This is a genomic window from Flavisericum labens, assembly GCF_045446075.1.
Lineage (GTDB): Bacteria > Bacteroidota > Bacteroidia > Flavobacteriales > Flavobacteriaceae > Flavisericum > Flavisericum labens.
Window position 1 is genome coordinate 271,837 of record NZ_JBJJBQ010000001.1, and the last position, 26,629, is coordinate 298,465.

The 26,629-nt window shown below is 36.4% G+C and carries 26 protein-coding genes; 24 read left to right on the forward strand and 2 right to left on the reverse strand.

All coding sequences use genetic code 11. The features are described from left to right. Positions 1-196: 196 nt before the first annotated feature. The 17 genes from ACIEHO_RS01215 (at position 197) to ACIEHO_RS01295 (ending at position 17,907) form a co-directional block, all read left to right on the forward strand. Positions 197-1,321: a DUF4382 domain-containing protein gene (locus tag ACIEHO_RS01215; RefSeq protein WP_406967811.1), complete on the forward strand. Its 1,125-nt coding sequence runs from the start codon at positions 197-199 to the stop codon at positions 1,319-1,321. A 147-nt stretch (positions 1,322-1,468) separates the two neighbouring features. Next, a complete protein-coding gene (locus ACIEHO_RS01220; protein WP_406968690.1) occupies positions 1,469-2,470 on the forward strand; it encodes an AAA family ATPase in 1,002 nt (333 codons plus the stop codon). A 116-nt stretch (positions 2,471-2,586) separates the two neighbouring features. Beyond that, positions 2,587-3,453 (forward strand): DUF58 domain-containing protein, encoded by an 867-nt coding sequence (locus ACIEHO_RS01225; RefSeq protein ID WP_406967813.1) that lies wholly within the window; start codon positions 2,587-2,589, stop codon positions 3,451-3,453. A 7-nt stretch (positions 3,454-3,460) separates the two neighbouring features. After that, the gene (locus ACIEHO_RS01230) at positions 3,461-5,110 is read left to right on the forward strand and encodes a hypothetical protein (RefSeq protein WP_406967815.1); all 1,650 of its coding nucleotides are present in this window, start codon (positions 3,461-3,463) and stop codon (positions 5,108-5,110) included. Next, positions 5,110-6,114, forward strand: coding sequence for a vWA domain-containing protein (locus tag ACIEHO_RS01235; RefSeq protein ID WP_406967817.1), 1,005 nt, complete (start codon positions 5,110-5,112; stop codon positions 6,112-6,114). The genes ACIEHO_RS01230 and ACIEHO_RS01235 overlap by 1 nt, the downstream gene beginning before the upstream one ends. A gap of 10 nt (positions 6,115-6,124) precedes the next feature. Beyond that, complete coding sequence (locus tag ACIEHO_RS01240) at positions 6,125-7,162, forward strand: vWA domain-containing protein (protein ID WP_406967819.1); 1,038 nt, start codon at positions 6,125-6,127, stop codon at positions 7,160-7,162. Positions 7,163-7,273: 111 nt separating this feature from the next. Then, positions 7,274-8,140, forward strand: a complete 867-nt coding sequence (locus ACIEHO_RS01245; protein ID WP_406967821.1) for a tetratricopeptide repeat protein — start codon at positions 7,274-7,276, stop codon at positions 8,138-8,140. Positions 8,141-8,184: 44 nt separating this feature from the next. Beyond that, positions 8,185-8,565 carry a four helix bundle protein gene (locus ACIEHO_RS01250; protein WP_406967823.1) on the forward strand — a complete coding sequence of 127 codons (381 nt, stop codon included), beginning with the start codon at positions 8,185-8,187 and terminating at the stop codon, positions 8,563-8,565. A 17-nt stretch (positions 8,566-8,582) separates the two neighbouring features. After that, entirely contained in the window at positions 8,583-10,355 is a 1,773-nt protein-coding gene (locus ACIEHO_RS01255) for a BatD family protein (RefSeq protein ID WP_406967825.1), read from the forward strand. Position 10,356: 1 nt separating this feature from the next. Continuing rightward, a complete protein-coding gene (locus tag ACIEHO_RS01260) occupies positions 10,357-11,115 on the forward strand; it encodes a tetratricopeptide repeat protein (RefSeq protein ID WP_406967827.1) in 759 nt (252 codons plus the stop codon). A 53-nt stretch (positions 11,116-11,168) separates the two neighbouring features. After that, positions 11,169-11,471, forward strand: coding sequence for a hypothetical protein (locus tag ACIEHO_RS01265; RefSeq protein WP_406967829.1), 303 nt, complete (start codon positions 11,169-11,171; stop codon positions 11,469-11,471). Positions 11,472-11,567: 96 nt separating this feature from the next. Then, positions 11,568-13,160, forward strand: coding sequence for a SulP family inorganic anion transporter (locus ACIEHO_RS01270; RefSeq protein WP_406967831.1), 1,593 nt, complete (start codon positions 11,568-11,570; stop codon positions 13,158-13,160). 5 nt (positions 13,161-13,165) lie between these two features. Beyond that, positions 13,166-13,975: a universal stress protein gene (locus tag ACIEHO_RS01275; RefSeq protein ID WP_406967833.1), complete on the forward strand. Its 810-nt coding sequence runs from the start codon at positions 13,166-13,168 to the stop codon at positions 13,973-13,975. A gap of 23 nt (positions 13,976-13,998) precedes the next feature. Beyond that, on the forward strand, positions 13,999-14,628 hold the full coding sequence (locus tag ACIEHO_RS01280; RefSeq protein WP_406967835.1) for a carbonic anhydrase family protein: 630 nt from the start codon (positions 13,999-14,001) through the stop codon (positions 14,626-14,628). A 23-nt stretch (positions 14,629-14,651) separates the two neighbouring features. Beyond that, complete coding sequence (locus tag ACIEHO_RS01285; RefSeq protein WP_406967837.1) at positions 14,652-15,320, forward strand: DUF2490 domain-containing protein; 669 nt, start codon at positions 14,652-14,654, stop codon at positions 15,318-15,320. Positions 15,321-15,410: 90 nt separating this feature from the next. After that, positions 15,411-17,273, forward strand: a complete 1,863-nt coding sequence (locus tag ACIEHO_RS01290; RefSeq protein WP_406967839.1) for a SulP family inorganic anion transporter — start codon at positions 15,411-15,413, stop codon at positions 17,271-17,273. A gap of 7 nt (positions 17,274-17,280) precedes the next feature. Continuing rightward, a complete protein-coding gene (locus ACIEHO_RS01295) occupies positions 17,281-17,907 on the forward strand; it encodes a carbonic anhydrase (RefSeq protein WP_406967841.1) in 627 nt (208 codons plus the stop codon). Positions 17,908-17,925: 18 nt separating this feature from the next. Here the strand turns inward: ACIEHO_RS01295 and ACIEHO_RS01300 are convergent, their stop codons facing one another. Then, the gene (locus tag ACIEHO_RS01300; RefSeq protein ID WP_406967843.1) at positions 17,926-18,444 is read right to left on the reverse strand and encodes a CvpA family protein; all 519 of its coding nucleotides are present in this window, start codon (positions 18,442-18,444) and stop codon (positions 17,926-17,928) included. 66 nt (positions 18,445-18,510) lie between these two features. Between ACIEHO_RS01300 and ACIEHO_RS01305 the strand changes: the two genes are divergently transcribed. The 4 genes from ACIEHO_RS01305 (at position 18,511) to ACIEHO_RS01320 (ending at position 21,024) form a co-directional block, all read left to right on the forward strand. Beyond that, positions 18,511-18,867: a hypothetical protein gene (locus tag ACIEHO_RS01305; RefSeq protein ID WP_406967845.1), complete on the forward strand. Its 357-nt coding sequence runs from the start codon at positions 18,511-18,513 to the stop codon at positions 18,865-18,867. A gap of 188 nt (positions 18,868-19,055) precedes the next feature. Then, positions 19,056-19,472, forward strand: a complete 417-nt coding sequence (locus ACIEHO_RS01310) for a lipocalin-like domain-containing protein (protein WP_406967847.1) — start codon at positions 19,056-19,058, stop codon at positions 19,470-19,472. A 93-nt stretch (positions 19,473-19,565) separates the two neighbouring features. Further along, on the forward strand, positions 19,566-20,585 hold the full coding sequence (gene pheS, locus ACIEHO_RS01315; RefSeq protein WP_406967849.1) for a phenylalanine--tRNA ligase subunit alpha: 1,020 nt from the start codon (positions 19,566-19,568) through the stop codon (positions 20,583-20,585). 43 nt (positions 20,586-20,628) lie between these two features. After that, a complete protein-coding gene (locus ACIEHO_RS01320; protein ID WP_406967851.1) occupies positions 20,629-21,024 on the forward strand; it encodes a hypothetical protein in 396 nt (131 codons plus the stop codon). 7 nt (positions 21,025-21,031) lie between these two features. Here the strand turns inward: ACIEHO_RS01320 and ACIEHO_RS01325 are convergent, their stop codons facing one another. Next, positions 21,032-21,856 (reverse strand): universal stress protein, encoded by an 825-nt coding sequence (locus ACIEHO_RS01325; protein WP_406967853.1) that lies wholly within the window; start codon positions 21,854-21,856, stop codon positions 21,032-21,034. A gap of 220 nt (positions 21,857-22,076) precedes the next feature. Between ACIEHO_RS01325 and rimP the strand changes: the two genes are divergently transcribed. From rimP to infB, 3 genes are all read left to right on the forward strand, one after another. Then, complete coding sequence (rimP, locus tag ACIEHO_RS01330; protein WP_406967855.1) at positions 22,077-22,538, forward strand: ribosome assembly cofactor RimP; 462 nt, start codon at positions 22,077-22,079, stop codon at positions 22,536-22,538. A 12-nt stretch (positions 22,539-22,550) separates the two neighbouring features. Next, positions 22,551-23,783: a transcription termination factor NusA gene (nusA, locus tag ACIEHO_RS01335; protein ID WP_406967857.1), complete on the forward strand. Its 1,233-nt coding sequence runs from the start codon at positions 22,551-22,553 to the stop codon at positions 23,781-23,783. A gap of 79 nt (positions 23,784-23,862) precedes the next feature. Continuing rightward, complete coding sequence (gene infB / locus ACIEHO_RS01340; RefSeq protein ID WP_406967859.1) at positions 23,863-26,583, forward strand: translation initiation factor IF-2; 2,721 nt, start codon at positions 23,863-23,865, stop codon at positions 26,581-26,583. The last annotated feature ends 46 nt before the right edge of the window (positions 26,584-26,629 follow it).

The window sequence follows — 26,629 nt, forward strand, 5'->3', positions numbered from 1 at the left end:
GGGCAGTGGCATGTAATCCATCGAATAGGTATGTTGTTCAACCCTAAAAGTACTTAAAACAGATTTAAAATAATAAAATTGTTACTGTTTGGCAGACAGTTGATTATAGAATTGGTTGTTTTTTATATAATCCAAAGTGCTAAAAGAACCGTAAATACTTATACAAATCATAAAAATATAAATAACTATGAAAGCAATGAAGAAGCTAAAATTTATTTTACCACTGTTATTACTAACTTTTGTTTTTGGGTGTAAAGATTCTGAATCTATCCCTATGAGTGCAGAAGCGCCAAGAATTTCTGTTAAATTGGTTGATGCTCCTGGAGATTTTGAGGCCGTTAATGTTGAGATTGTTGACGTTATGATTAAAATGGACGACGACAGTGATAGTGATGAAGGTTGGATGTCCCTTGAAGCCGAAGGCGGAGAGGTAAACCTATTAGATTTTACCGGAGGTTTCAGTAAAGTGCTTGTAGACCGTTTTCCAATTCCGGCTGGTACTTTAAGCCAAATGCGCTTAGTTTTAGGAGATGGAAATACTATTAAATTTGAAGGCGATGAGGTGCTTTACGATTTAAAAACACCAAGTGCACAACAATCTGGATTGAAAGTTAAAATTGATGCCGTTGTTGAAGAAGGCTTTACTTACGATTATGTATTAGATTTTGATGTTGACAAATCTATTGTAATGGCGGGTAATTCAGAAAATACTATTTTAAAACCTGTGCTTCATGCAAGTGCCGAAGTATCTTCTGGTATTATTGAAGGTGTAGTAGGACCAGCAGAAGCACTTCCAGCAGTAGCATCTGTATTGGTTAATGATATGGGAACACCAGAAACAGAAGATGATTTTGTTATTTCAGCAAATACTGATGAATCTGGGAATTTTGCTCTTTGGGGCGTGCCTGCCGGTACTTATGAAGTTATGGTAATGCCATTAGATGAAGAGTCAGATTATGGTAGTGCCAGTGCTTCGGATGTTTTAGTTACAAACGGAGCAATAACTACTATTGCAGAGCCTATTATATTGGAAATAAAGCCTGGCTCTGTTTCTGGTAATGTGCTAGGTTTAGCAGAAGGAATTGTGGCTACAATTTCAATAGTAGTTGATGATATGGGAACACCAGAAACAGAAGACGACGTTGTAATTTCTACAACTACTAATGAAACAGGTGCTTTTATGCTAGAAGCTGTTCCGGCAGGAGATTATTCATTGTCAATTGATGCTGAAGGTTACGTGTCTCAAACAGTTGATGTGACCGTTACACCAGGTGATGATACTCCAATAGCAGACGTAACATTGGTTCTAGTAGAGGCATAACCTTTAAAACACATAGACTTAAAAAAGCAATGCAATTCGCATTGCTTTTTTTTTAACCAATTTTTAACATCGATACAATAAAAATTTTAACAATTTGCAGTGCTCAAATAAGGGCAGTATATTCGAGCTTTTAATAAATAAAAAATGATGGAAGAAACAGGTACAATTGATATTAAGTCGATTAATGAGAAAATTGAAAAAGAAAGTGCTTTTGTTGATTTACTGATGTTAGAGATGAATAAAGTCATCGTAGGTCAAAAGCATATGGTCGAACGATTGCTAATTGGTTTGTTGGGTCAGGGACATATACTCTTAGAAGGTGTTCCCGGATTGGCAAAAACCTTAGCGATTAACACGCTTTCACAAGCGGTTCATGGTAGTTTTAGCAGAATTCAGTTTACCCCAGATTTGTTGCCTGCCGATGTTACCGGTACTTTGATTTACAACATGAAGGTCAATGATTTTTCCATCAAAAAAGGGCCTATCTTTGCCAACTTTGTTTTGGCTGATGAGATAAACAGGGCACCGGCCAAAGTACAGTCGGCTTTACTAGAGGCTATGCAGGAAAAACAAGTCACCATTGGCGACGATACTTTTAAATTAGATAAACCGTTTTTGGTTATGGCCACCCAAAACCCGGTAGAGCAAGAGGGAACTTACCCGTTGCCAGAAGCACAGGTGGACCGTTTTATGCTTAAAACGGTCATTGATTATCCAAAGATTGACGAAGAACAGCTCATCATGCGTGCCAACTTAAAAGGGGCTTGGGATAAAGTAAATCCAGTGGTGTCTTTAGAGCAAATTTTAAATGCTCAAAAAGCGGTTAGAGCGGTTTACATGGATGAAAAAATTGAAAAGTATATACTGGATATTATTTTCGCAACACGTTATCCAGAAAAATACAGACTTACCAGTTTGAAGCCATTAATATCCTTTGGAGCATCGCCACGCGGTAGTATCAATTTGGCCACAGCAGCAAAATGTTACGCGTTTATCAAACGTCGTGGTTATGTGATTCCAGAAGATGTACGTGCTGTAGTTTACGATGTGCTAAGACACAGAATAGGCATCACTTATGAGGCAGAGGCAGAAAATGTGACTTCAGAAGACATCATTAATAAAATAGTAAACGAAATAGAAGTACCTTAAGAAAGTTCTCAGTATTCAGTACCAGTTAGCAGTAGCTTACACGAATTCTGAATACTGGAAAATTTAACGGTTTATTGATAACTGAATACTGCGACTGAAAACTGTTTACTGAATAGATGGATACTAAAGAATTACTAAAAAAAGTACGGAAAATAGAGATTAAGACACGCCGGTTGTCTGATCATATTTTTGGAGGCGAATATCATTCTACCTTCAAAGGCCGTGGTATGACTTTTAGTGAAGTACGGAGCTATCAATTTGGTGATGATGTTCGTAATATCGATTGGAACGTTACCGCACGCTACAACGAGCCGTTTGTAAAAGTTTTTGAGGAAGAGCGTGAGCTGACCATGATGCTCATGGTTGATGTTTCGGGGTCTGAATTGTTCGGTACAGAACAGCAGTTTAAAAATGAAGTAGTTACTGAAATAGCAGCTACTTTGGCGTTTTCGGCAACGCAAAACAACGACAAAATTGGCTTGATTCTATTTTCAGACCAAGTAGAATTGTACATTCCGCCAAAAAAAGGACGTTCGCATGTACTTCGTATTATTAGAGAATTAATAGAGTTTAAACCCGAAAGTAAACAGACGAACATTGCCGAAGCTTTAAAATTCATGCAAAACGTAATGAAGAAAAAAGCTATTGTGTTTGTATTGTCTGATTTTATTGCAGACGATTACCATCAAACCATGAAAATCGTTTCAGGTAAACATGATGTTACGGGTATTCGAGTTTACGATAAACGCGAGGAGGAAATTCCAAATTTGGGTATGGTGCAAATGCAGGATGAGGAAACTGGCGAACTGATGTTGGTAAATACATCATCAAAGAAAGTACGTATCAACTACGGTAAGTTTTATAACGAAAAGGTTAGTTACTATAAAGAAAGCTTTACAAAATCTGGGGCTGGAGCCATTGATTGCCGTGTTGATGAAAGTTATGTAAAAAAGTTATTAGGGTATTTTAAAAGAAGAGGATAAGCGATTTATGATTAACAATATTCGACTTTGGAATTTTGAAACGAAACATGCAAGACACTATTTCTTGGTGTTTGGTTTCATTATATTGTCGTTGTTTTCCAACGCCCAGGTTAAATCAACCATCGATTCTACTTCCATAAAAATCGGTGAGCAAATTACCTATCACATTCAAGTAGAAACCGATTCAACCAAATTGGTGGTATTTCCTGAAGGGCAAACTTTTTCACCCATGGAAATGATTGAATCTTATGATGTTGATACTCTAAAAAACAACTATAAATTTAACCTCATAAAAAAATATGGGCTCACCCAGTTCGATTCTGGTAAATACACGATTCCAAGACAAAAAATAATTGTTGGCGATAAAACCTTTTTTACTGACTCGCTTCAAGTTGAGGTCAGAAATATAGTAATTGATACAACCAAAGGACTTTACGATATAAAACCCATTATCGGAGTAGAAAAAGAAGGCAGCAATTGGTGGAAATATTTGCTGTTAACTTTTTTGATAATTGGCGCTGTAGCCTTTTTGCTGTTTTGGTTTATTTGGCGAAAGAAACCGTTAACGGAAGAAGAGCAAATAGCTTTGCTACCGCCATACGACCGGGCAAAATTAGCTTTGAAAAATTTGGATGAAAGCCCTTATTTACAGGAAGAAAACTTAAAAGATTATTATTCGGAGTTAACTTTTATCATCCGTAAATATTTAGATGAAAAAGTGTACGACCATGCTCTAGAAAGCACAACCGATGAACTGATAAACAGGCTTACCCTTTTAAGAGAAGGTAGCCAAGTAGATTTAAGCAAAGAAGACATAAAAAAACTGGAAAGCATTTTAAAACGTGCAGATTTAGTGAAATTTGCCAAGTCTGCTCCAGATATTGAATTGGCAAAAATAGACCGCGATACTATCGATTTGGAGATAGACCACGTAAAAGAAGCCCTGCCCGAGCCCACTGAAGAGGAAAAACTATTAGACCAAAAATACCGCGAAGAACAAGAGCTTAGAAAGAAACGCAAAAAAGTGTGGTTAACCGTTGGTATTAGTGTGTTTTTGCTTTTAGTAACATTAACAGGACTTTCTGTAAAATTTGGTTTTGATTATGTAAAAGACACCATAATTGGTCACGACAGTAAAGAACTTTTAGAAGGCGATTGGATAACTAGCGAGTACGGTTTTCCGCCAATAACCATGAGCACGCCTAAGGTTTTGAAGCGTACTACGCCTGAGTTGCCAGAACAGATGGCCCAACAAATGGAATTGACTCAATTTAGCTATGGTAGCTTAATTGATAGGTTTCAAATACAGGTAGCTACAACAAAAATCAAGAATTTAGGTGAAAATAAAATTGACCTTCAAAAAGCCATAGATGGCGGTTTGAAGTTGTTCGAAAATGCAGGAGCCCAAAACATTATAACTAAAAATGAAAAATTTGTAACGCCAAACGGTGCTGAAGGTTTAAAGGTATATGGCACTATGGATGCTCCTGTTATGGGTACAGATAAACTTGAAAAAGGGAAATACGTTATCCTTGGGTTTTCCGCCGAAAATGTGATTCAACAAGTCATGTTATTCTATAAAGAACAGGACGTTTACGCCGAGAAAATGGTAGAACGCATTTTAAATTCAGTAGAACTTAAAAAAGCAGAAAATTAATGTTTGAAGGCATAGAATTTGCAAATAAAGAGTTTTTCTGGTTGCTGTTAGCGCTTCCGTTGGCTGTGCTTTGGTATATTTTTAAGAATAAAAGGCAAACGGCCGAACTCAAAATTTCAAGTTTAAAAGGTTTTAAGGTCACCAATTCGTGGTTGCCAAAACTAAGGCATTTGTTGTTTGCTTTACGTTTATTGGCTTTGGCTTTCCTAATTACGGCATTGGCACGACCACAATCGGTCGATGTTTCCACAAAAACAAAAACAACACGCGGTATTGATATTGTTATGTCCATTGATGTTTCGGCGAGTATGTTGGCCAAAGATTTATCGCCTAACCGCTTGGAAGCCTTAAAGAAGGTAGCTGGAGAATTTATTCAAGGTCGCCCCAACGACCGTATTGGTTTGGTAGAATATGCTGGAGAAAGCTACACCAAAACACCTATAACTAGCGATAAAGCCATTGTGTTACGTTCGCTTAAAAGTATAAAATACAACACTATAATTGAAGGTGGGACAGCTATTGGTATGGGCTTGGCCACATCGGTAAACCGACTAAAGGACAGTAAGGCAAAAAGCAAAGTCATTATTTTATTGACCGACGGTGTTAATAATTCGGGTTTTATCGACCCAAAAATAGCGAGCGAATTGGCTGTGGAATTTGGTATTAAAGTATATACCATAGGCTTGGGGACCAATGGAATGGCTTTGTCGCCTGTTGCAATTCGACCTAACGGCAGCTTTCAATACGGGCGTATTCAAGTGGAAATTGACGAAACGTTGTTAAAAGAGATTGCAGAAGTGACCGGTGGTAGATATTTTAGAGCTACCAACAATAAAAAGTTAGCAGAAATTTATGATGAAATAAACAAGCTGGAAAAAACAGAAATTGAAGAATTTAAGTTTTATAATTACGACGAAAAGTACCGTCTGTTAGTGATTTTAGCTGGTTTGTTATTGTTAATAGAACTTTTGTTGAGGTTCACAATTTTTAGAAGCTTTGTTTAAAAACTAAAAAATGTATCAATTAGACGAGAAAATATGGTTTTGGGCATTAGCAATTATTCCAGTAATTGTGCTACTCTTTTTGGTGCTTCAATTATGGAAATATAGGGCACAGCGTAATTTTGCTGATAAAGCATTGCTGAAAAAACTAAGCCCGAACACCTCGCTTTTCAAAAGTGTTTTAAAAATTGTAGTGCTTTGTTTGGCATTTGCTTGTTTGGCTTTGGCAATGGTCAATCCAAAAATTGGCACGAAATTAGAAACAGTTAAACGTGAAGGTGTTGATATTGTTTTCGCTATCGACGTTTCGAAAAGTATGTTGGCCGAAGACATTGCCCCCAATCGTTTGGAAAAATCCAAACAACTGGTAACGCAGATTATTAATAATTTGGCAAGCGATCGTATTGGTATTATTGCGTATGCGGGAAAGGCATTTCCACAGTTGCCCATCACAACCGATTATGCCTCAGCTAAAATGTTTCTGCAAAGCATGAATACCGATATGCTGTCATCACAAGGTACGGCGATCAACGAAGCCATTAATCTAGCAAAAACCTATTTCGATGATGAAGAACAAACCAATAGGGTGCTTATTATCATTTCAGATGGGGAAGACCACAGCGAACAAGCCGCAGCAGTGGCCGAAGAAGCTAGTGAGGAAGGCATCAGGATTTTTACCGTTGGCGTTGGCGATGTAAAAGGAGGTCCCATTCCAATCAAGAAAAATGGCGTGGTTTTAAATTACAAAAAGGATAGTCAAGGCGAAACGGTTATTACCAAACTGAATGAGGAAACCTTAAAAAATATTGCCGATGAGGCTAATGGTGCTTACATCAATGGAAGAAATACTAATGAAGTGGTTGAAAATATTAGGGAGATTTTAAATGCGATGGATAAAACTGAGTTTGAAGCGAAACAGTTTGCCGATTTTAAAGATCAGTTTCAATGGTTTTTAGGTTTTGGAATTTTCTTTTTACTTCTAGATATTTTCCTTTTGGAACGAAAAACCGAATGGTTAAAGAAATTGAATCTGTTCAACGAAAATTTATAAACCATTTGAAGTTGGATATTTTATAAAATCTTTAACGAACAAAATGTACGATATTTTCTATTTTAGAAATGAATAATAGAAAGCAATCAAATGATTTGTGAATTTATAAAGATGAAAAGAGTACTTACAATTTTATTAATGTTTACAGCGTTTCTGTCTTTTTCTCAAGAAGAAGAAGATAAAGCCCAGTTATTGGCATTAAAAAAAGCTAATAATTTTGTTTATGAAGGTAATAGCTTGCTTGAAGACGATGATGCGGTTTCAGCCGAAATGGAATATAGAAAAGCCATTTCAGAACAACCAAATTCGGTTGTTGGCAGTTATAATTTAGGAACATCTTACGTAAAAAATGGTAATCTTGACGAGGCCATTTACAGACTTCAGGCAGCGGCAAAAGCAGCTTCTTCAAAAACAGAAAAGCATAAAGCTTATCATAACATCGGCAACGTTTTAATGCAGGGCAAAAAATGCAAAGACGCGGTCGAAGCTTACAAAAATGCGTTAAGGAATGATCCAACAGACGACGAAACCAGATACAATTTAGGTTTGGCAAAAGTCTGCGCCGAGCAGCAAAAAGACCAAAATCAAGATAAGGATCAGGACGGTCAAGACGAGAATAAAGATAACAAGGATCAAAAGGAAGACGACCAAAGCAAAGACAACCAGGAAAATAAAGATAACAAAGACCAAGAAGGCGAGGATAACGAGGATAAAAAAGACGAAGGCGACCAAGATAAAAAGGAAGGTGAGGATGAAAAAGATGATGAAGGCAAGCCTAAAGATGACAAAAAAGACAAGGGGAATGAAGGTGATGAAAAAAAGGAACAGCCTAAACCACGGCCTCAACAAGGTCAATTATCACCACAGCAAGTTAAAAACTTGCTAGAAGCAATGAATAATCAAGAACAAGAGGTTCAAGAAAAGATGAATGCCGAAAAACAAAAAGGTGTTATTATCCAAACGGATAAAGATTGGTAGAAATGATTTTTTGATTGCTGATTAACGATTGTTGAAATCTGAATATGATGAAAACAAATGATTTAGAAGATAGAGTTATTAATTTTGCCGTTTCTATAATAAGTATAATTAATGGCGTTAATAAGAACTACGCAGGTATTTATTATGGCAGCCAATTAATACGTTCATCTGGTTCGCCCGCGCTAAACTATGGTGAAGCAAGAAGTGCCGAATCTCACAAAGATTTTGTTCATAAGATGGGAATTTGCTTAAAGGAGCTTAGAGAAAGTTATAATTGTTTAAAAATTATTAAAAGCGCTCATTTATATACGGGAAACTTATTGGATTTGGATAAAATTCTAGATGAAAATAACCAATTCATTTCAATTTTTGTTGCCAGCATAAAAACATCTAAGAACAACAATTCAAAAATCGTTAATCGTTAATCGCTTTTCGTTAATTCATGAAATTCTTAAAACATATATTCATATTATTAGTATTAACAACAAGTGTTGCTTCTGCTCAGGTACAATTTGATGCTAAGGTAAGCAAGCAAAAGTTGGGTATTAATGAGCGTTTACGCGTCGATTTTGAAATGAACCAAGACGGCGATAATTTCAATCCGCCAGATTTCGTTAATTTCACGGTGGTTGGCGGTCCCAATCAATCGGTAAGTAATTCATGGATTAACGGTAAGCGCACTTTTAAAAAAACCTACAGTTATTTTCTGGCACCAAAAAAACGTGGAAACTTCACAATTAAGCAAGCTACCATTGTAATTGAAGGCACTGTTTATAAAACCACCCCAGTAAAAGTCGAAGTTACCGCTGCCGTAGATATTCCTAAAGATCCCAACAACCCACAATATTTAGCTTCAGAAAATGTCCATTTGGTGGCTGAAGTTTCAAAAACCAATCCGTATATAAACGAAGCCATTACAGTGGTTTACAAGCTTTACGTGTCGCCTAAAATTGCTGTTGATAATTATAATGAAATCGACACCCCGAGATACAATGATTTTTGGAGTCAGACGATTGACACACAAGGCCAAAAGGTGCAAAACGGAAAATATAATGGCGAAGATTACAGATTTTTGATTCTTCGGAAAATGGTATTGTATCCGCAGAAAACAGGAAAATTAAATATTGAACCGTTAACGCTCGATATGGCATTGCGCGTTCCTACAAACCGACGCGATATTTTTGGAAGTGTTTTAATGCAGCGAACCAGTAGAACGGTTTCGGCTGGAAACAAAACCATAAATGTAAAACCTTTACCGGAAGCCGGAAAACCTTTAGATTTTACGGGTGCTGTTGGTGATTTTAATTTGAACGTAACCACTTCAAAAACCGAACTGGATGCATCTGAGTCGCTTCAAGTAAAAGTTGATGTAAGCGGAAATGGTAATTTAAAGCTGTTCAAGCTGCCTAAAATATCATTGCCAAGTTCGCTTGAGGTTTACGAGCCCGAGCATAAAGAAAACGTTAGGACAAATTTATCTGGAATGCAAGGAAATATTTCAGATAGTTATACCGTGGTACCACAATTCAAAGGTAAGTACCCCATACCAAGTGTGTCTTTTTCGTATTTTGACTTAAAAACTAAAAGCTATAAGCGTTTGTCTTCTGATGAAATTGTTATTAATGTTTTAGGCGGACCATCAAATAATCAGTCAAGTAATAATAATTCTGCGATTGTGGGGAATACAAAGCAAGCTGTGGTGTTAAATAACGACCAGTTTGCTTTTATAAAAACCCAAACAGATTTTTCTAGCGTTAAACCCAATTATTTCTTCAAAACGAGATTGTTTTGGAGCTTGCTTCTGCTACCATTTTTGGCTATTCCGTTGGCTATTGTAATTAGGAACAAAAAGGCCAGTAGGGATGCTGATGTATTTGGAAACAAAATTAGAAAGGCCGACAAACTAGCCCGAAAATATTTGAGCAGTGCCAAAAAATCATTAGGAAAAAAAGAAGCATTCTATATTGCTTTGGAAAAAGCTTTACACAATTATTTAAAAGCGAAGTTACACATTGAAACTAGCGATTTCAGTAAAGATAAAATAGAAACCTTGCTGAAACAGAAACAAGTTGAAGATCCCGTAATTAAGGATTTTATTGGAATTATAGAAAATTGCGATTTGGCACGTTACACCCCAATTGATAATGTAACCATGCAAGAAGATTATGATAAGGCAGCCAAAACCATTTCATTAATTGATAAACAAGCACGTTAAAATGAAGCATTTATTTTATACAATTTTGATGTTGACAGGTTTTGTTGCTTTTGCACAGAATCAAGACTTGTTTGAAAAGGCTAATGCCTTTTACAACGATGGAAAGTATGCTGAAGCTATTGATAATTACACGGCTATTTTGGAAACCGGACAGCATTCGGCTGACTTATACTTTAATCTAGCCAATGCCCATTATAAACTAAGCCATATAGCACCAAGCATATACTACTACGAAAAAGCCTTGCAATTGGCACCAAACGATCAAGATATAAAAAACAATATGGCTTTTGCCAAAAACATGACCATTGACGCTATAGATGTGGTGCCCGAAACGGGAGTTTCCAAACTTTTAAAAAACACAACCAATAAGTTGACTTTTGATGCTTGGGCAAAAACAGCAGTAGGTTTGGTGTTTTGTTTTGTCATAATGTTTTTAACATACTATTTTGCCTATTCTACTGGAAGAAAACGTCTATCCTTTATCGGAAGTTTTGTTTGTTTGGCGCTTGTTTTTGTAACCTTAGCTTTTGCGTTTCATAAGTATAATTTAGATAAGAAGGATAACCCGGCTATTGTATTTGTTCAGGAAGCTAAAGTTAGAAATACACCTAACAATACGGGGGAAGAGGCATTTAGGTTACATGAAGGAACCAAAGTTCAGGTTGAAGAATCCTATAACGATTGGCAAAAAATAAAACTTTCTGATGGTAAAACAGGTTGGGTTAATGCTGAAGACATAAAAATGTTGAACAATTTTTAATAAAAAGTTAACATTTAGAATTGTATATTTGTGCTTCCAGTAAAATGAGACCTATGCTGAGACAGATACTTTCAATGTTTTTTACGGGCGTGTTTGTGCTATTTTTAATGGCACCAACAGTCGTTGCCATGTTGGATGATTCTGTTGATGTTTCTGTTTTTTTTACAACTTCTGAAGAGGAAGAAAAAGGCGGCAAAAAAAATACCGAAAAGGAATTGTTGTGCTATGAGATGGATACAACAGATTTAGATTTTGCCTTTGGTGATAACGAACACAATGTAGAATATTACCAAAAAAAGTACCCTAATCCTCACTTAAAACTTACATCTCCACCTCCCAAAGTTCACATATTATAATTTTTTAGTTTAAAGGCTTTTAAGTAAGTCTTTATCAATCTTTATTGTTTACCATGTTTGGTTTTTATTAAAATCAGACAGAAATTTTATTATAATATGTTTAAAACTATTAAAAAGGACTTGCCAGCGAGTATAGTCGTATTTTTCGTTGCCTTACCATTATGTTTAGGAATTGCTCTTGCCAGTGGAGCGCCATTATTTTCAGGATTAATTGCAGGTATTATTGGTGGAGTTATTGTAGGGGCCTTAAGTGGCTCCAAAGTCGGGGTTAGTGGTCCCGCGGCAGGATTGGCTGCTATTGTGTTAACTGCCATTGGTGCTTTAGGCGGGTACCAAAACTTTCTTGTAGCCGTGGTTCTTGGCGGTGCCATTCAATTGCTCTTTGGAGTTTTAAGAGCAGGTATTATTGGATATTATTTTCCTTCTTCCGTGATTAAAGGTATGTTAACGGGTATTGGAATTATTATTATACTTAAGCAAATACCCCATTTTTTTGGTTATGATTCAGATCCTGAAGGTGATTTTGCTTTCTTCCAGGTTGATGGCCAAAATACCTTTTCAGAAATTATAAATTCTATAAACCACATAACACTAGGTTCATTTTTAATAGGAGCTTTAGGTTTAGCAATCTTAATATTATGGGATAAGGTGTTAACAAAAAAAGCTAAGATTTTCCAGTTAATCCAAGGTCCATTGGTGGCTGTGGTTTTGGGGATCGTATTTTATGTTTTAACAAAGTCTCACGATACTTTGGGCATTGCATCCTCGCATTTGGTTAGTGTACCTGTGCCAGAAGATGCATCTTCATTTTTAGCGCAGTTTAGTTTTCCTAACTTTAACGCTATTACAAATCCAGAAATTTGGATTGTTGCATTTACTATTGCCTTAGTAGCCAGTTTGGAAACTTTATTGTGTGTTGAAGCAACCGATAAATTAGACCCACACAAGAACGTAACACCAACAAACAGAGAGTTACTGGCACAAGGAACAGGAAACATTATTTCTGGATTGGTTGGAGGTTTGCCAATCACTCAGGTTATTGTTCGTAGTTCTGCAAATATTCAGTCTGGAGGCGTTTCAAAAATGTCGGCGATTATTCACGGCTTCTTCTTATTGATTTCAGTCATACTGATTCCAAGGTTGTTAAACATGATTCCGTTGTCGGTTTTAGCTGCTATTCTTTTAGTTGTAGGTTATAAATTGGCGAAACCTTCACTGTTCAAAACCATGTACAAATTGGGTTGGAAACAGTGGGTACCGTTTGTGACAACTGTTTTGGGAATCGTGTTCATAGATTTGTTATATGGTATTGGACTTGGGCTATTAGTTGGTATTGTAGTTATCCTATTAAAAAGCTACCAAAACTCACACTTCCTTCATATTGAGGACAAGAGTAATGGTAAACATAAAATAAAAATGACACTTGCCGAAGAGGTAACCTTCTTTAATAAGGGCGCTATTTTAAAAGAATTAGACAGTCTTCCCAGAGATACTTATTTAGAGCTAAACCTTTTAAATACCCGATATTTAGATAACGATATTATTGAAATTCTTGAGGACTTTTTATTCAAAGCCGAAGAGCGAAATATTGATATTAAATTGGTGTCTAAAAGAGGAATTGAAGAAAACCCGGAAAGTTTTATTAGGTTTTTTAACGAAAGACCAAAGTCTAATTTAAGTTTAAGCTAGAAATTATGAAAAATAAATATAAAATTGTGGTGCTTTCAGATTTGAAGGATTCATCAGAAAAGACACTTAAAAGCAGTATTAGTTTGGCTAAAACCATAGGAGCAGACATTAAGTTTTTTCATGTAAAAAAACCAACCGATGTTGTTGATAGAGATAGTCAATTATCAACTTTCAGAACTATTAACGAGCAACACAGTTTAACCAAAAACAGTATTGATGATTTAGTAAAATCTGTTTCCAAAACCTATGGTGTTCCTATAGATTACGGTTACGCCTTTGGTAATGTAAAAACCGAAATACAGGATTATTTGGATAAACATCAGCCAGACATTGTGGTTTTGGGCAAGCGAAAATCTAAAATTGGACTTACTGGTGATAAGATTGTGAATTTTGTTTTAAAAACGCATAAAGGAACCATTTTAGTTGTTGGGAACCAGAACAACCTAGAGCCCGATGAGGATTTGTCAATAGGGTTTTTAAATAACCACAGCACCAGCCAAGACGATGCGCTTACAAATAGTTTGCTGAAAAAATCTCAAAAGCCATCGAAGGCATTCCGGTTTATTGATAAATCAAAGAAGCAAGAAAGTTCCAAAACCAATTCAGACAATAAAACGATTGAATATGTTTTTGAACGTAACGATAATACAATAAAGAACCTGTCAAACTATTTACTAAAGAGTAATATTAATTTACTGTATTTAAATAGAAAGGAAAATAAAAATAAAAATGGTGGTCTTAGGAAATCAGATATTAAAGATATCTTAGCAAAGGTAGATGTATCGATGCTCCTATCTAGTGAACAAACCCTCTAAACAAAAAAATAAAGTATAAGATTATGAAAGCACACACGAAAGAAACACAAGCAACGATGACACCCGAGAAATCGGTGCAGTTTTTAAAAGAAGGAAACCAAAGATTTCAGCAAAACTTAAAGGCCAATAGAAACCTTTTGGAGCAGGTTAACGATACTAGCGAAGGGCAATTTCCGTTTGCTACTATTTTAAGTTGTATTGATTCCCGAGTATCGGCAGAATTGGTTTTCGATCAAGGTTTAGGCGATATTTTTAGCGTAAGAATAGCAGGAAACTTTGTGAACGAAGATATTTTAGGAAGTATGGAATTTGGATGCAAACTAGCAGGAACCAAAGTTATTGTGGTATTGGGCCACACAAGTTGCGGTGCCATTAAAGGCGCTTGCGATGATGCCAAACTAGGAAACTTAACCGCCATGTTGGGCAAAATAAAACCAGCTGTTGAAGCCGTTAAAGAACCTGCAGATGCAAGCCAAAGAAACTCATCAAACCTTGATTTTGTTAACAATGTTGCCGAAAAGAATGTGTATCAAACCATAGACAACATAAGAAAGCACAGTCCTGTTTTAAAAGAAATGGAAGACAATAAAGAGATTGCTATCGTAGGGGCTATGTACGATATCAATACGGGAGCAGTAACCTTTTATGAATAAGAATTTTTAGGGGGAGAAATTATATGAAAAAGAAAATAAGGTTGGCAGCATTGGTCTTTGGGTTGATGCTGCCTTTTTTTGGTCAAGGTCAAGATGGTGATTTAGGAAATTGGATGATTTATTTTGGAAACAAAAAACTAAATCAAAAATGGAACATACACCACGAAGTTCAATATCGAAATTACAATGCCATTGGGGATTTAGAACAATTACTTTTAAGGACTGGCCTTGGATACACCTTTAACGAAGGAAAGAGCAATGTGCTTTTAGGTTATGGTTATATTCTATCTGAAAATTATATAGGGAATACTGAAGACAAGTTTTCAGTAAATGAACACAGAATTTTTCAGCAGTTTATTTCAAAGCAAAATATTGGCTCTGTAAAATTAAGTCATAGATATCGGTTTGAACAACGATTTGTTGAAACCGATTTTAAAATGCGTTTTAGGTACTTTTTGGGTATAAATGTTCCGTTTTGTAATAAACCTGATGAACCCGGTAAATTTTACCTATCTGCCTATAACGAAATATTCCTAAATACCGAGTCTTCAATTTTTGATAGAAATAGGGTTTACAGTGGTATTGGTTTTAGGGTAAATGAAAATATAAGGTTTGAAGCCGGCTACATGAATCAATTTTTTGAAATGTCAGGTAGAGACCAACTCAACCTGATAGCTTTTGTGAATTTCTAAGGAATAAGAAGCCCTTTAACGGTCTCTTTTCGTTCATTTTTTTTGAGTATAATTTTGCTTTAACTTAAGAATTATTTATATATTCAAATCATGAAAAATCTATTCTCAAATATAAAAGGCGATGCCTTTGGAGGTATAACCGCAGGTATTGTTGCACTGCCATTGGCCTTGGCGTTTGGTGTGTCTTCGGGTTTAGGCCCGACAGCTGGTCTATATGGGGCGATTTTTATAAGTTTCTTTGCTGCACTTTTTGGTGGAACAAATACGCAAATTTCTGGTCCAACAGCACCCATGACGGCCGTGAGTATGGTGGTTATTGCTGGAATTATTGCTACAAACGATGGCGATATTTCGAAAGCTTTACCAGTTATCTTAACCGTATTTTTATTGGCTGGATTGATGCAAGTTGGGTTAGGGGTTTTAGGTCTGGGAAAGTACATCAGGTACATTCCTTATCCTGTTGTTTCTGGTTTTATGACGGCCATTGGCGTTATTATTTTGCTTACTCAAATATTGCCTTCATTAGGTTATTATCCTAAAGAAGATAAGGAATTTGTAAATACTTTTAAGCCACAAGCCGAGGAGGTTATTTTAGAGAATATTTTAAAAGAAGAAGCCGAAGAAGGTATTTTGGTTTTAGAGGATTTTAAAGAAACTATTCGGCGGGCAGATGAAATCACACAGACCGATGTTTTAAAAGAATCGCAAACATTAGCAGCAAAAGAGGCTTCAGGGGCGTTGGGAGCTATAAAAGCATTGCCAAGAGCATTACAAAATGTTAATTGGCTAGAACTTATTTTGGCACTTGGTACTATCTTTATTATTTATGGGTTTAAACGAATAACCAAGGCCGTACCCAGCACTTTGGTGGCACTGGTGGTGATGTCTGGAATAGCTGTGGGGTTTGGTTTGGAATACCGACCAATCGAAGAAATCCCTAGCGGATTGCCAGTTCCGAATTTAGAAATCTTCACAAGTTTTAAACTAAGTAGTGTAACGCCTTATGTGTTTACAGCGCTTACCTTGGCACTTTTGGGAGCGATAGATTCTTTACTGACTAGTGTAGTGGCAGATAACATGACCAAAACCAAACATAAACCCAATAAAGAATTGGTTGGTCAAGGTATTGGCAATAGTATTGCCGCTGTGTTTGGTGGAATTCCAGGAGCCGGTGCAACCATTAGAACGGTTGTGAATATTACTTCTGGAGGAAAAACGAAACTTTCAGGAATGATTGCCGGTATTTTGTTGTTTATTATTCTGCTAGGGCTAGGGCCCATAGCCTCAAAAATTCCAGCGGCCGTATTGGCTGGCATTTTAATAACCGTAGGTATAGGGGTTATGGATTATAAAGGATTAAAGGCTATCCCGAGTTTGCCAAAAGACATAAAAATAGGGCCTTTTAAATTGAGTTCGGAGGTGTTGATTATGTTAGTAGTTTTATTTCTTTCAACATTTTGGAATTTAGTATACGCGGTAGGTATTGGTTTAATCATAGCGTCATTAATGTTTATGAAGAAAATAGGTGATTTAATGGCCGAACGGAGCGATGTTAAACCTTTAAAAGAAGAGGCTTGGAAAGACGAAGCTGGGTTTCCTGAAAATTTAAAAGAAGAAGTGTTTATCAAGCACATTAAAGGACCTCTGTTTTTTGGGTCAACAAGTGATTTTCAGCAATTATCAGAGCAAATTCCAGATACGGCCAGCACGGTTGTTATCAGGCTTGGGCGTATGCAATATATGGACCAATCTGGGCTTTATGCTATGGAAGATATGCTTCAAGAATTGAATAAGAAAAACATTGAGGTTCTTTTTGTAGGCTTGTTGAATCAACCTAAATACATGATGGAACGCATTGATATTATACCCGATTTAATTCCCAGGGAACATATTTTTGAAACTTTTAAGCAGTGTATGAAGTGGGTAAGAACGAACGTAAAAGATATATACTAAGCTTATTATGAATTTAGAAAAAGTATTTGAAAACAATAAAGCTTGGATAAAAGGTAAGCTTGAAGTTCGGGACAATTATTTTGAAGAGTTAGGTAAAGGGCAAAGCCCAGAACTGTTGTATATAGGGTGCAGTGATAGCCGAGTATCTACCGAAGAGCTTATGGGCGCCAAGCCGGGTGAGGTTTTTGTGCATCGTAATATAGCCAACATGGTTATTAGTATCGATTTAAATACGATGTCTGTGGTTAATTATGCGGTAAACCACCTAAAAGTTAATCATATTGTAGTTTGTGGGCATTATGCATGTGGTGGTGTAAAAGCGGCTATGCAATCGGCCGATTTAGGGATTTTAAACCCATGGTTACGCAACATTCGTGATGTCTATAGAATTCATAATTCCGAATTAAATAACATTAAAGATGAAGAAAAAAAGTACGACCGACTTGTAGAACTTAATGTAAAGGAACAATGTGTTAATCTCATTAAAACTGCCGCTGTACAAAAAGCCTATAGAGATAGAGGATTAAAAGTGCACGGTTGGGTGTTTGATGTCCATACAGGAAAACTTATCGATTTAAAAATAGATTTCGAAAAGTATTTACACGATATTATGGAAATATATCATTTAGATTAAGCTGCTATAAAAGAGAATTTAAGCTTCATTTTCCACGGTGCTGCCATTGTCTTTCTTAGGTGGTAAAATATTCGGAAAAATAGTAGGTACCAACAATTTTACGGGTTTGTAAATAATGGTATGGTTTATATTTTCTTCTTCAACCAAGGTAATGGTATTGTTCAATTTGTCGAATAGATTTAAGACCACGCTTAGAATCAATGCAATTTTTAGCGCTCCAAAAAGAGCTCCGAGCAGTTTGTTTACAATGCCGAGGGCGGCAAAATCTGCCAATTTGGTTAGTGCCTTTCCTGCAAAAGCTATGGCCAATACTATAATAATGAAGGTAATGGCCAACGCTGAGTACTTAATGGTATTTTCGCTCCATTCGGTTTTCGTTTGCAAAAATTCAGCTGCAAAATCACTAAAGTGAATGGCACCATAAACACCGGCAACCAAGGCTATTAAAGAAGCTACTTCAACAAAAAAGCCTTTCATAAAACCACGAATTAGCCCAAATAAAATTAAACCGCCTAAAACAATATCTATTATGTCCATGTTTAAATAATTTCAACAAATATAAATTAACTTTGCAACTTTAACATTTTACTGTAAAACATTAATATGGCAAGAGACGAGCAATTAAAAGAACGCTGGGATTTGGTGGTTGAAAAACTGTCCGATCAATTTGCAGATGGCGATTCAATGGACCTTGATGCCATTATTTATTTAATAGGAGTTCAGGAATTAGGCCAGTTGGATAAGCGCTTTAAAAAAGACCAAAAATTAGATTTAATGCATATTGCCATATGTAAACTTTTAGCGCCTTATGGCTATTACGAGCTCGATTTTGTGGACGATGAAGGCTGGCCACACTACAAAGTGTTGGAAGCCTTACCGCACTTAAAAGCTGGCGAGCAATCCGTTTTAGTGAAAGAGGCTATTGTAAATTACTTTGTGGAAACTGAATATATCGATTAGTTTTTTGGGTCTAGCTATAATCGCGGTTTTGTAAAAAGTGTTGAATCAATTATTTGGTTTAACAAAAATGTAAAAAGCCTTTAGAATTCCTCAAGCATAATAGGATGTAAACTACAAAAAACTAGCTTTTTAGTATATTTTAACAAGAAAACACTTAAATTAGCTTTAATGTTTAAAACAAATCAATTATGAAAAAATTAATTTTACTTTTTACTGTTGTTTTGGTTGGACTGTCATCCTGCAGTAACGATGATGATTCAGGCTCACAAGACCCTTTAATAGGAACCTGGACCTGGTTTAAAAGTTTTGAAAACGGTGTTGAAGAACCTTTGGACGACTGTGATAAAAAAGATAATATCGTTGTAGCTGCGGATGGTACTTTGACAGAGACCTATTATTACGACAATAACGGTACTTGTGAGTCAGACGGCACCGATATGGCCACATGGGAAAATACTGGCGGCGGCACATACAGAATTGTCTACAGTGGAGATGATATTATTGATATAAAAATCACGTTTGAAGGCAATACATTTTTTGTTGAGGAATCTGAAACTTTTGGCGGAGAAACTTATACTTATAAGATTGTATATATAAAAAGCTAATTGTGTTGAAAAGTTAAATTTAAAAATCCTTCTGTTTAGAAGGATTTTTTTATGTGTAAAAATCACTAAATTTGCCATCATTTTGAAAATGTTATGATAGATAAGATTAAAGAACTCATTGACGAAGCCGAAGCGTTTAAGACCCAATCTAAAGAAGAGGTTGAGGCTTTTCGTATAAAATATTTAGGTTCCAAAGGCTTGTTGAAACAGTATTTTGCCGAGTTTAAAAATGTGGCGAACGACCAAAAAAAGGAATTTGGGCAAACCATTAACAAGCTTAAAAAAACGGCTGAAGACAAAGTAAATGCCCTAAAGGAAGAACTGGAAAGCAAAGAAGAAGTAAAAGGAGTTTATGGCGATTTATCGCGTCCGGGCGAATCGATTCAGATTGGTGCCCGCCATCCTATTTCTATAGTAAAGAACCAAATTATAGATATTTTTTCAAGAATAGGTTTCAATGTTAGCGAAGGTCCGGAAATTGAAGACGATTGGCATAACTTTACGGCATTAAATTTACCAGAGTACCATCCGGCACGCGATATGCAGGATACATTTTTTATACAAACGGATCCCGATATTTTATTGCGTACACACACAAGTTCTGTGCAAGTGCGATATATGGAAAATAACAAACCGCCCATCCGTACCATTTCTCCCGGAAGGGTTTACCGAAACGAAGCTATTTCAGCACGTTCGCATTGTTTTTTCCATCAAGTAGAAGGTTTATACATTGACAAGGATGTGAGTTTTGCTGATTTAAAACAAACGCTTCAGCATTTTACCACTGAAATGTTTGGAAAAAGTAAAATTCGTTTGCGTCCATCATATTTTCCTTTCACTGAACCAAGTGCCGAGGTAGATGTATACTGGGGCTTAGAAACCGAAATAGATTACCGTATTACTAAAGGTACGGGCTGGTTGGAGATTATGGGTTGCGGTATGGTAGACCCTAATGTTTTAGAAAATTGCGGAATAGATTCTAAAGAATATTCAGGATTTGCCTTCGGTATGGGCATAGACAGAATAGCCATGCTGTTGCATCAAATTGGAGATATCCGTTTGTTGAGCGAAAATGATGTACGTTTCTTGGAGCAGTTTAAGTCTGCTTTGTAAAACTTCAATTAAATTGATCCTGCTTTCGCGGGAAAAACAGAAAATGAAAAAAGACATTCAAATTCCAAAGGTTGAAGGTGTTTACGTTGCTGTTGTCAACGAGTACAACGATCTTTACAAAATTGAAGATTGGAACGCTTACATTATAAACGATAAGGATGTTGATTTAGAGATGGTGATTATTGTTACTAGTGGCTACTCCGATGAGAAAACAACTTCGGTTTTTAGAAAAAAAACAGACCTGCTTCCTAAAAAAAGTTATGCTAAAATAGAACTGATGCAGGAAGAACTTTTTGCGTTAAACAATACCTTTAAAGTGTCTTTTTTTGAGGGCAACCAAATGTTTGATAAAACTTATCTATTCAGGAAAAATACCATTAACAAAAACGCTTTGCAGACTATTCCGCTGATGGAATCTAAAGGGGTTTTGGTTAAATAATTAAGTTTTAAATCTTAAAAGTAATCACAGGGCGTTTGGCGTGGTTTACCAAATCTTCACTAATGCTCCCATTAAAAAAGTGCGATATACCTTGGCGCCCATGGGTACTCATACCTATTAAATCCGCCCCAATAGATTGCGAAAAGTTCATAATTCCTTTTTCAACGCTTAAGTCGTTATAAATATTCTGCGTGTAGGGTACAGAATCTAAAAGTTTGATGTACTCTTCAATGCGTTTGTTGGCTTCGTCTGTAGTAATAAACCTATTAGGGGTGTTTACCATAAGTAAATGTATTTTTGCCCCAAAAGTTTTGGCAAAATCAATTGCCTTTTTAAAAGTATCCTTGTTATCGTTTTCGAAATCCGAAGCGAAAACAAATTCGGAAATATTAAAAACAGGATGTTCTTTTTTCACCACCAATACAGGGGTTTCAGAAGTTCTTACAACCTTTTCGGTGTTACTTCCAACAAGCATTTCCCTCAAGCCGCTAGCACCATTGGAACCCATAACAATTAAGTCGATATCATTTTTTTTAGAAATATGAAAAATACCTTTAAATATCTCTTGAAAATCAACTGTTTCATGCACCGTTAAACCATCCAAATAATCTTTTTGTTTTAGCTGTTCGAATTTTTTATGGGCCAACTTCATAAAAAACATAGCTTCTGGCAAACTGCTTTGGGCACCCATAGGGTCTACTTCCTGTAAAGGAATTTCAAGCATGTGCAGTAAAAAGATTTCACAATCGTGTTTTTTAGCAATTTGGGCGGCCACTTTAAGTGCGTTTTCGGCTTGGTCTGAAAAATCGGTTGGAACAAGTAATTTTTTCATTGGTTCAAGGTTTATTAAGTTAATACTTTTAAAATGAAATAAGCCAAGCGTTAAACTTAGGCCAAAGTGCTTTTTAGTTCACTCACTTTAACACGTAAGTTATATTTAAATTTATGAAATATTCCTTTAAAAATCAATAAAATATTATATATTTGCACCATCGAAAGACGAAATTAAAGATTATGAGGGGACGGAAAGTCCCCTCTTTTTATACTAAAAAATGTTTAAGACGAAAGTTACAGAATTACTTGAAGGCGCCTTAATTGAAAGACCTGATTTATTCCTGATAGATTTGAACATTTCGCCAAGCAACCATATTAAAGTAATTATTGATGGCGATAACGGTGTGTTGGTTGAAGACTGTATGTTTGTAAGTCGCGCCATTGAACATAATTTAGATCGTGAAGAAGAAGATTTTTCGTTGGAGGTAATGTCGGCAGGTGCAGCATCGCCATTAGTGCACAAACGCCAGTACAAAAAAAATATTGACAGAACGCTTAATGTAAAAACAAATTCTGAAACAATAGAAGGCGTACTTACGCAAGCCGATGATGACTTTATAAAATTAGAGTGGAAGGTTAGAGAGCCAAAACCAGTAGGAAAAGGCAAAGTAACCGTAAAAAAGGAAGCAAAAATTCCTTATGAAAATATTGTAGAAGCAAAAGTTATGATTAAATTTTAATTTAAAAGAGATATGGAAAATGTCGCGTTAATTGAATCTTTTTCAGAATTCAAAGACGATAAGCTAATTGACAGAGTAACGTTAATGGCTATTTTGGAAGATGTATTTAGAAGTGCCCTTAAAAAGAAATTTGGAGATGATGATAATTTTGATATTATTGTTAATCCAGATAAAGGGGATTTGGAGATATGGAGAAATAGAATTGTTGTGGCTGACGGAGAAGTTGAAGAGCCAAATCAGGAAATTTCACTTACTGAGGCACGCAAGATTGAACCCGATTTTGAAGTAGGGGAAGATGTATCTGAAGAAGTAAAGTTAGTAGACTTAGGAAGGCGTGCTATTTTAGCATTGCGCCAAAACCTAATCTCTAAAATCCATGAGCACGACAATGCTATAATCTACAAGCAATTCAAAGATTTAGTTGGCGAAATTTATACGGCAGAGGTGCATCATATCCGTCATAGGGCTGTAATCCTATTGGATGATGAAGGCAACGAAATTGTTCTTCCAAAAGACAGACAAATACCATCAGATTTCTTTAGAAAAGGCGATAACGTTCGTGGTGTAATTGATAGTGTAGAGCTAAAAGGGGCTAAGCCTACCATCATCATGTCAAGAAGCTCTCCAGTATTTTTAGAGAAACTATTCGAACAAGAAATACCAGAAGTTTTTGATGGTTTAATAACCGTAAAAAACGTGGTAAGAATACCAGGCGAAAAAGCAAAGGTGGCTGTAGATTCTTATGATGATAGAATTGATCCAGTTGGTGCCTGTGTAGGTATGAAAGGTTCCAGAATACACGGTATTGTGCGTGAGTTGGGTAACGAAAACATCGATGTAATAAATTATACTAACAATTTGCAATTGTACATTACACGTGCATTGAGCCCGGCAAGAGTAACTTCAATAAAAATCGACGAAGAAACTAAGCGAGCTGAGGTTATTTTAAAGCCAGAAGAGGTGAGCAAAGCCATTGGTAGAGGTGGGCATAACATTCGTTTGGCTGGTCAACTAACTGGTTATGAGATTGATGTATTTAGAGAAGGAGCAGAAGAAGATGTAGAATTAAGAGAGTTCTCTGATGAAATTGAAGATTGGATTATCGCTGAATTCAGTAAAGCTGGATTAGATACTGCGAAAAGCGTATTAGAGCAAGAAGTTGATGATTTAGTTAAAAGAACAGACCTAGAAGAAGAAACAATTAACGATGTTATCAGAATTCTTAGGGAAGAATTTGAAGAATAATAAAAATAGTGCAGATTTGCACAACATTATGTACTAATACAGGCATAATATATATATTTGAGTATTTTAAAGGCAATTTATGGCTGAAACAATTAGATTAAATAAAGTATTACGCGAACTGAATATCTCACTAGATCGAGCTGTTGAATTTTTAGATTCAAAAGGTATCGAAATAGAGAAGCGTCCTACTACAAAAATTTCTGAGGAAACATATAATGTTCTTTCCGATGAATTTGAGACAGACGCTAACAAAAAAATGAGGTCACAAAAAGTTAGCGAGGCTAAGCTTAAGGAAAAGGAAGATTTGCGTATTAAACGCGAGAAAGAACTGGAGGCCAAACAAAAAGAAGAAGAAGCCAAAGAAAAAGCCAAGCAGGAAGAAGAAGTTGTAAAGGCCTCAAAAGCCCTATCAGGCCCAAAGCAAGTGGGTAAAATAGATTTAGAGCCTAAGAAAAAAGAAGAAAGCCCTGCGGCTAAAGAAGAAAAGGTTGAAGAAAAACCAGTAGCCAAAAAAGAAGAAAAGAAAGAAACTCCTAAAAAGGAAGAAAAATCTAAAGAGGAGCAAAAGAAAGAGGTATCTAAGGTTGAGCCAAGACAAGTTGAGATTGATGGTGAGATGGTTAAGTCTGATGAAAAAGTTGAAACGCAGTATAAAAAATTAAGCGGACCAAAAATCGCGGGAGATAAAATTGATTTATCCCAATTTAATAAACCCAAGAAAAAGAAAGAAGAAAAGAAAGCCGATTCAAAACCTGGTGATTCTGGAAGTTCTAATAAGAGAAAACGACGTAGAATTAGTAAAGCTGGTGGTCCCCAAGATAATAGAGGCGCAGGCAGAGGTGGTAACGACCGTTTTAAAGGTAAAGGACGTAGAAGTACTGTCAAGGAAGAGCCTAGTGAAGAGGATGTAAAAAAACAAGTGCGTGAAACACTTGAAAAACTTCAAGGTAAATCTAGCAAAGGTAAAGGCGCCAAATACAGAAGAGACAAAAGAGATCAGCACAGAGAACAAACAGAAATAGACCAACAAATAGAGGCGGCAGAAAGCAAGGTGCTTAAAGTTACCGAGTTTGTAACCGCTAGTGAAGTGGCAACTATGATGAACGTTAGTGTAACCGAAATCATATCAGCTTGTATGTCACTTGGTATGATGGTAACCATGAATCAACGATTAGATGCTGAAACACTGTCAATCGTTGCTGAAGAATTTGGTTACAAAGTTGAGTTTGTAACTGCAGATATAGAAGAATCTATTGAAGAAGTAGAAGATAAACCAGAAGATTTAGAACCTAGAGCTCCAATTGTTACCGTAATGGGGCATGTGGATCATGGTAAAACATCACTTTTGGATTACATTCGTGAAGAGAATGTAATCGCGGGTGAGTCTGGTGGAATTACGCAGCATATCGGAGCATATGGCGTAATGTTGGAAAATGGACAAAAGATAGCGTTTTTAGATACACCAGGTCACGAGGCCTTTACGGCCATGCGTGCTCGTGGTGCCCAAGTTACTGATATTGCTATTATTGTGGCTGCTGCAGATGATGATATTATGCCGCAAACCAAAGAGGCTATATCGCATGCTCAAGCTGCAGGAGTACCTATTGTTTTTGCAATCAACAAAATTGATAAACCAGATGCCAACCCTGAAAAAATTAAGGAAGGCTTGGCGAATATGAACCTTTTGGTTGAAGATTGGGGGGGTAAAATTCAATCCCATGATATTTCAGCCAAATTTGGTACAGGTGTCAAGGAGCTTTTGGAGAAGGTATTGCTTGAAGCAGAATTGTTAGAGCTCAAGGCAAACCCAGATAAGCCGGCACAAGGTACGGTTGTTGAGGCCTTTTTAGATAAAGGTCGTGGTTATGTGTCTACCATCTTGGTTCAAGCAGGAACATTAAAAGTGGGTGATTATGTGTTGGCTGGTCAGCACAGTGGTAAAGTTAAGGCTATGCACGATGAAAGAGGCCACGATATTGAGGCGGCCGGCCCATCAACTCCAGTATCTATTTTAGGATTGGACGGTGCCCCACAGGCTGGTGATAAATTTAATGTTTTTGAAGATGAGCGTGAAGCCAAGCAAATTGCTTCCAAACGTTCTCAGCTACAGCGTGAACAATCGGTGAGAACACAACGACATATTACACTTGATGAAATTGGTAGAAGGATTGCGCTTGGCGATTTCCAAGAACTCAATATTATCCTTAAAGGGGATGTGGATGGTTCTGTGGAAGCCCTTACAGATTCATTCCAAAAGCTATCAACTGAAGAAATCCATGTTAATATTATCCATAAAGGAGTTGGAGCCATTACAGAAAGTGACGTGTTGTTGGCAACGGCCTCAGATGCTATTATTATAGGATTTAACGTTCGTCCGGTAGGTAATGCCCGTTCGATTGCAGATAAGGAAGAGATTGATATTAGAACTTACTCTATTATCTATGATGCCATAAATGATCTTAAGGACGCAATGGAAGGCATGTTGTCGCCAGAGCTTAAAGAAGAGATTACTGGTACTGCAGAAATAAGAGAAACATTTAAGGTTTCTAAAGTAGGCACTATTGCCGGTTGTATGGTAACCAATGGTAAAATTATGAGAAACTCTGGTGTTCGTTTAATACGTGATGGCGTGGTTGTGTACACAGGAGAATTAGCGTCGTTAAAACGATTTAAAGATGATGTCAAAGAAGTGACCAAAGGTTACGATTGTGGTATGCAAATTAAAAACTACAACGATGTTAAAGAAGGTGATATCGTAGAGGCCTTCCATGAAGTTGAGGTTAAAAAGAAATTGAAGTAATTTTTAATGAAACTATAGAAAATAAAAAAGCGACTTAACAGTCGCT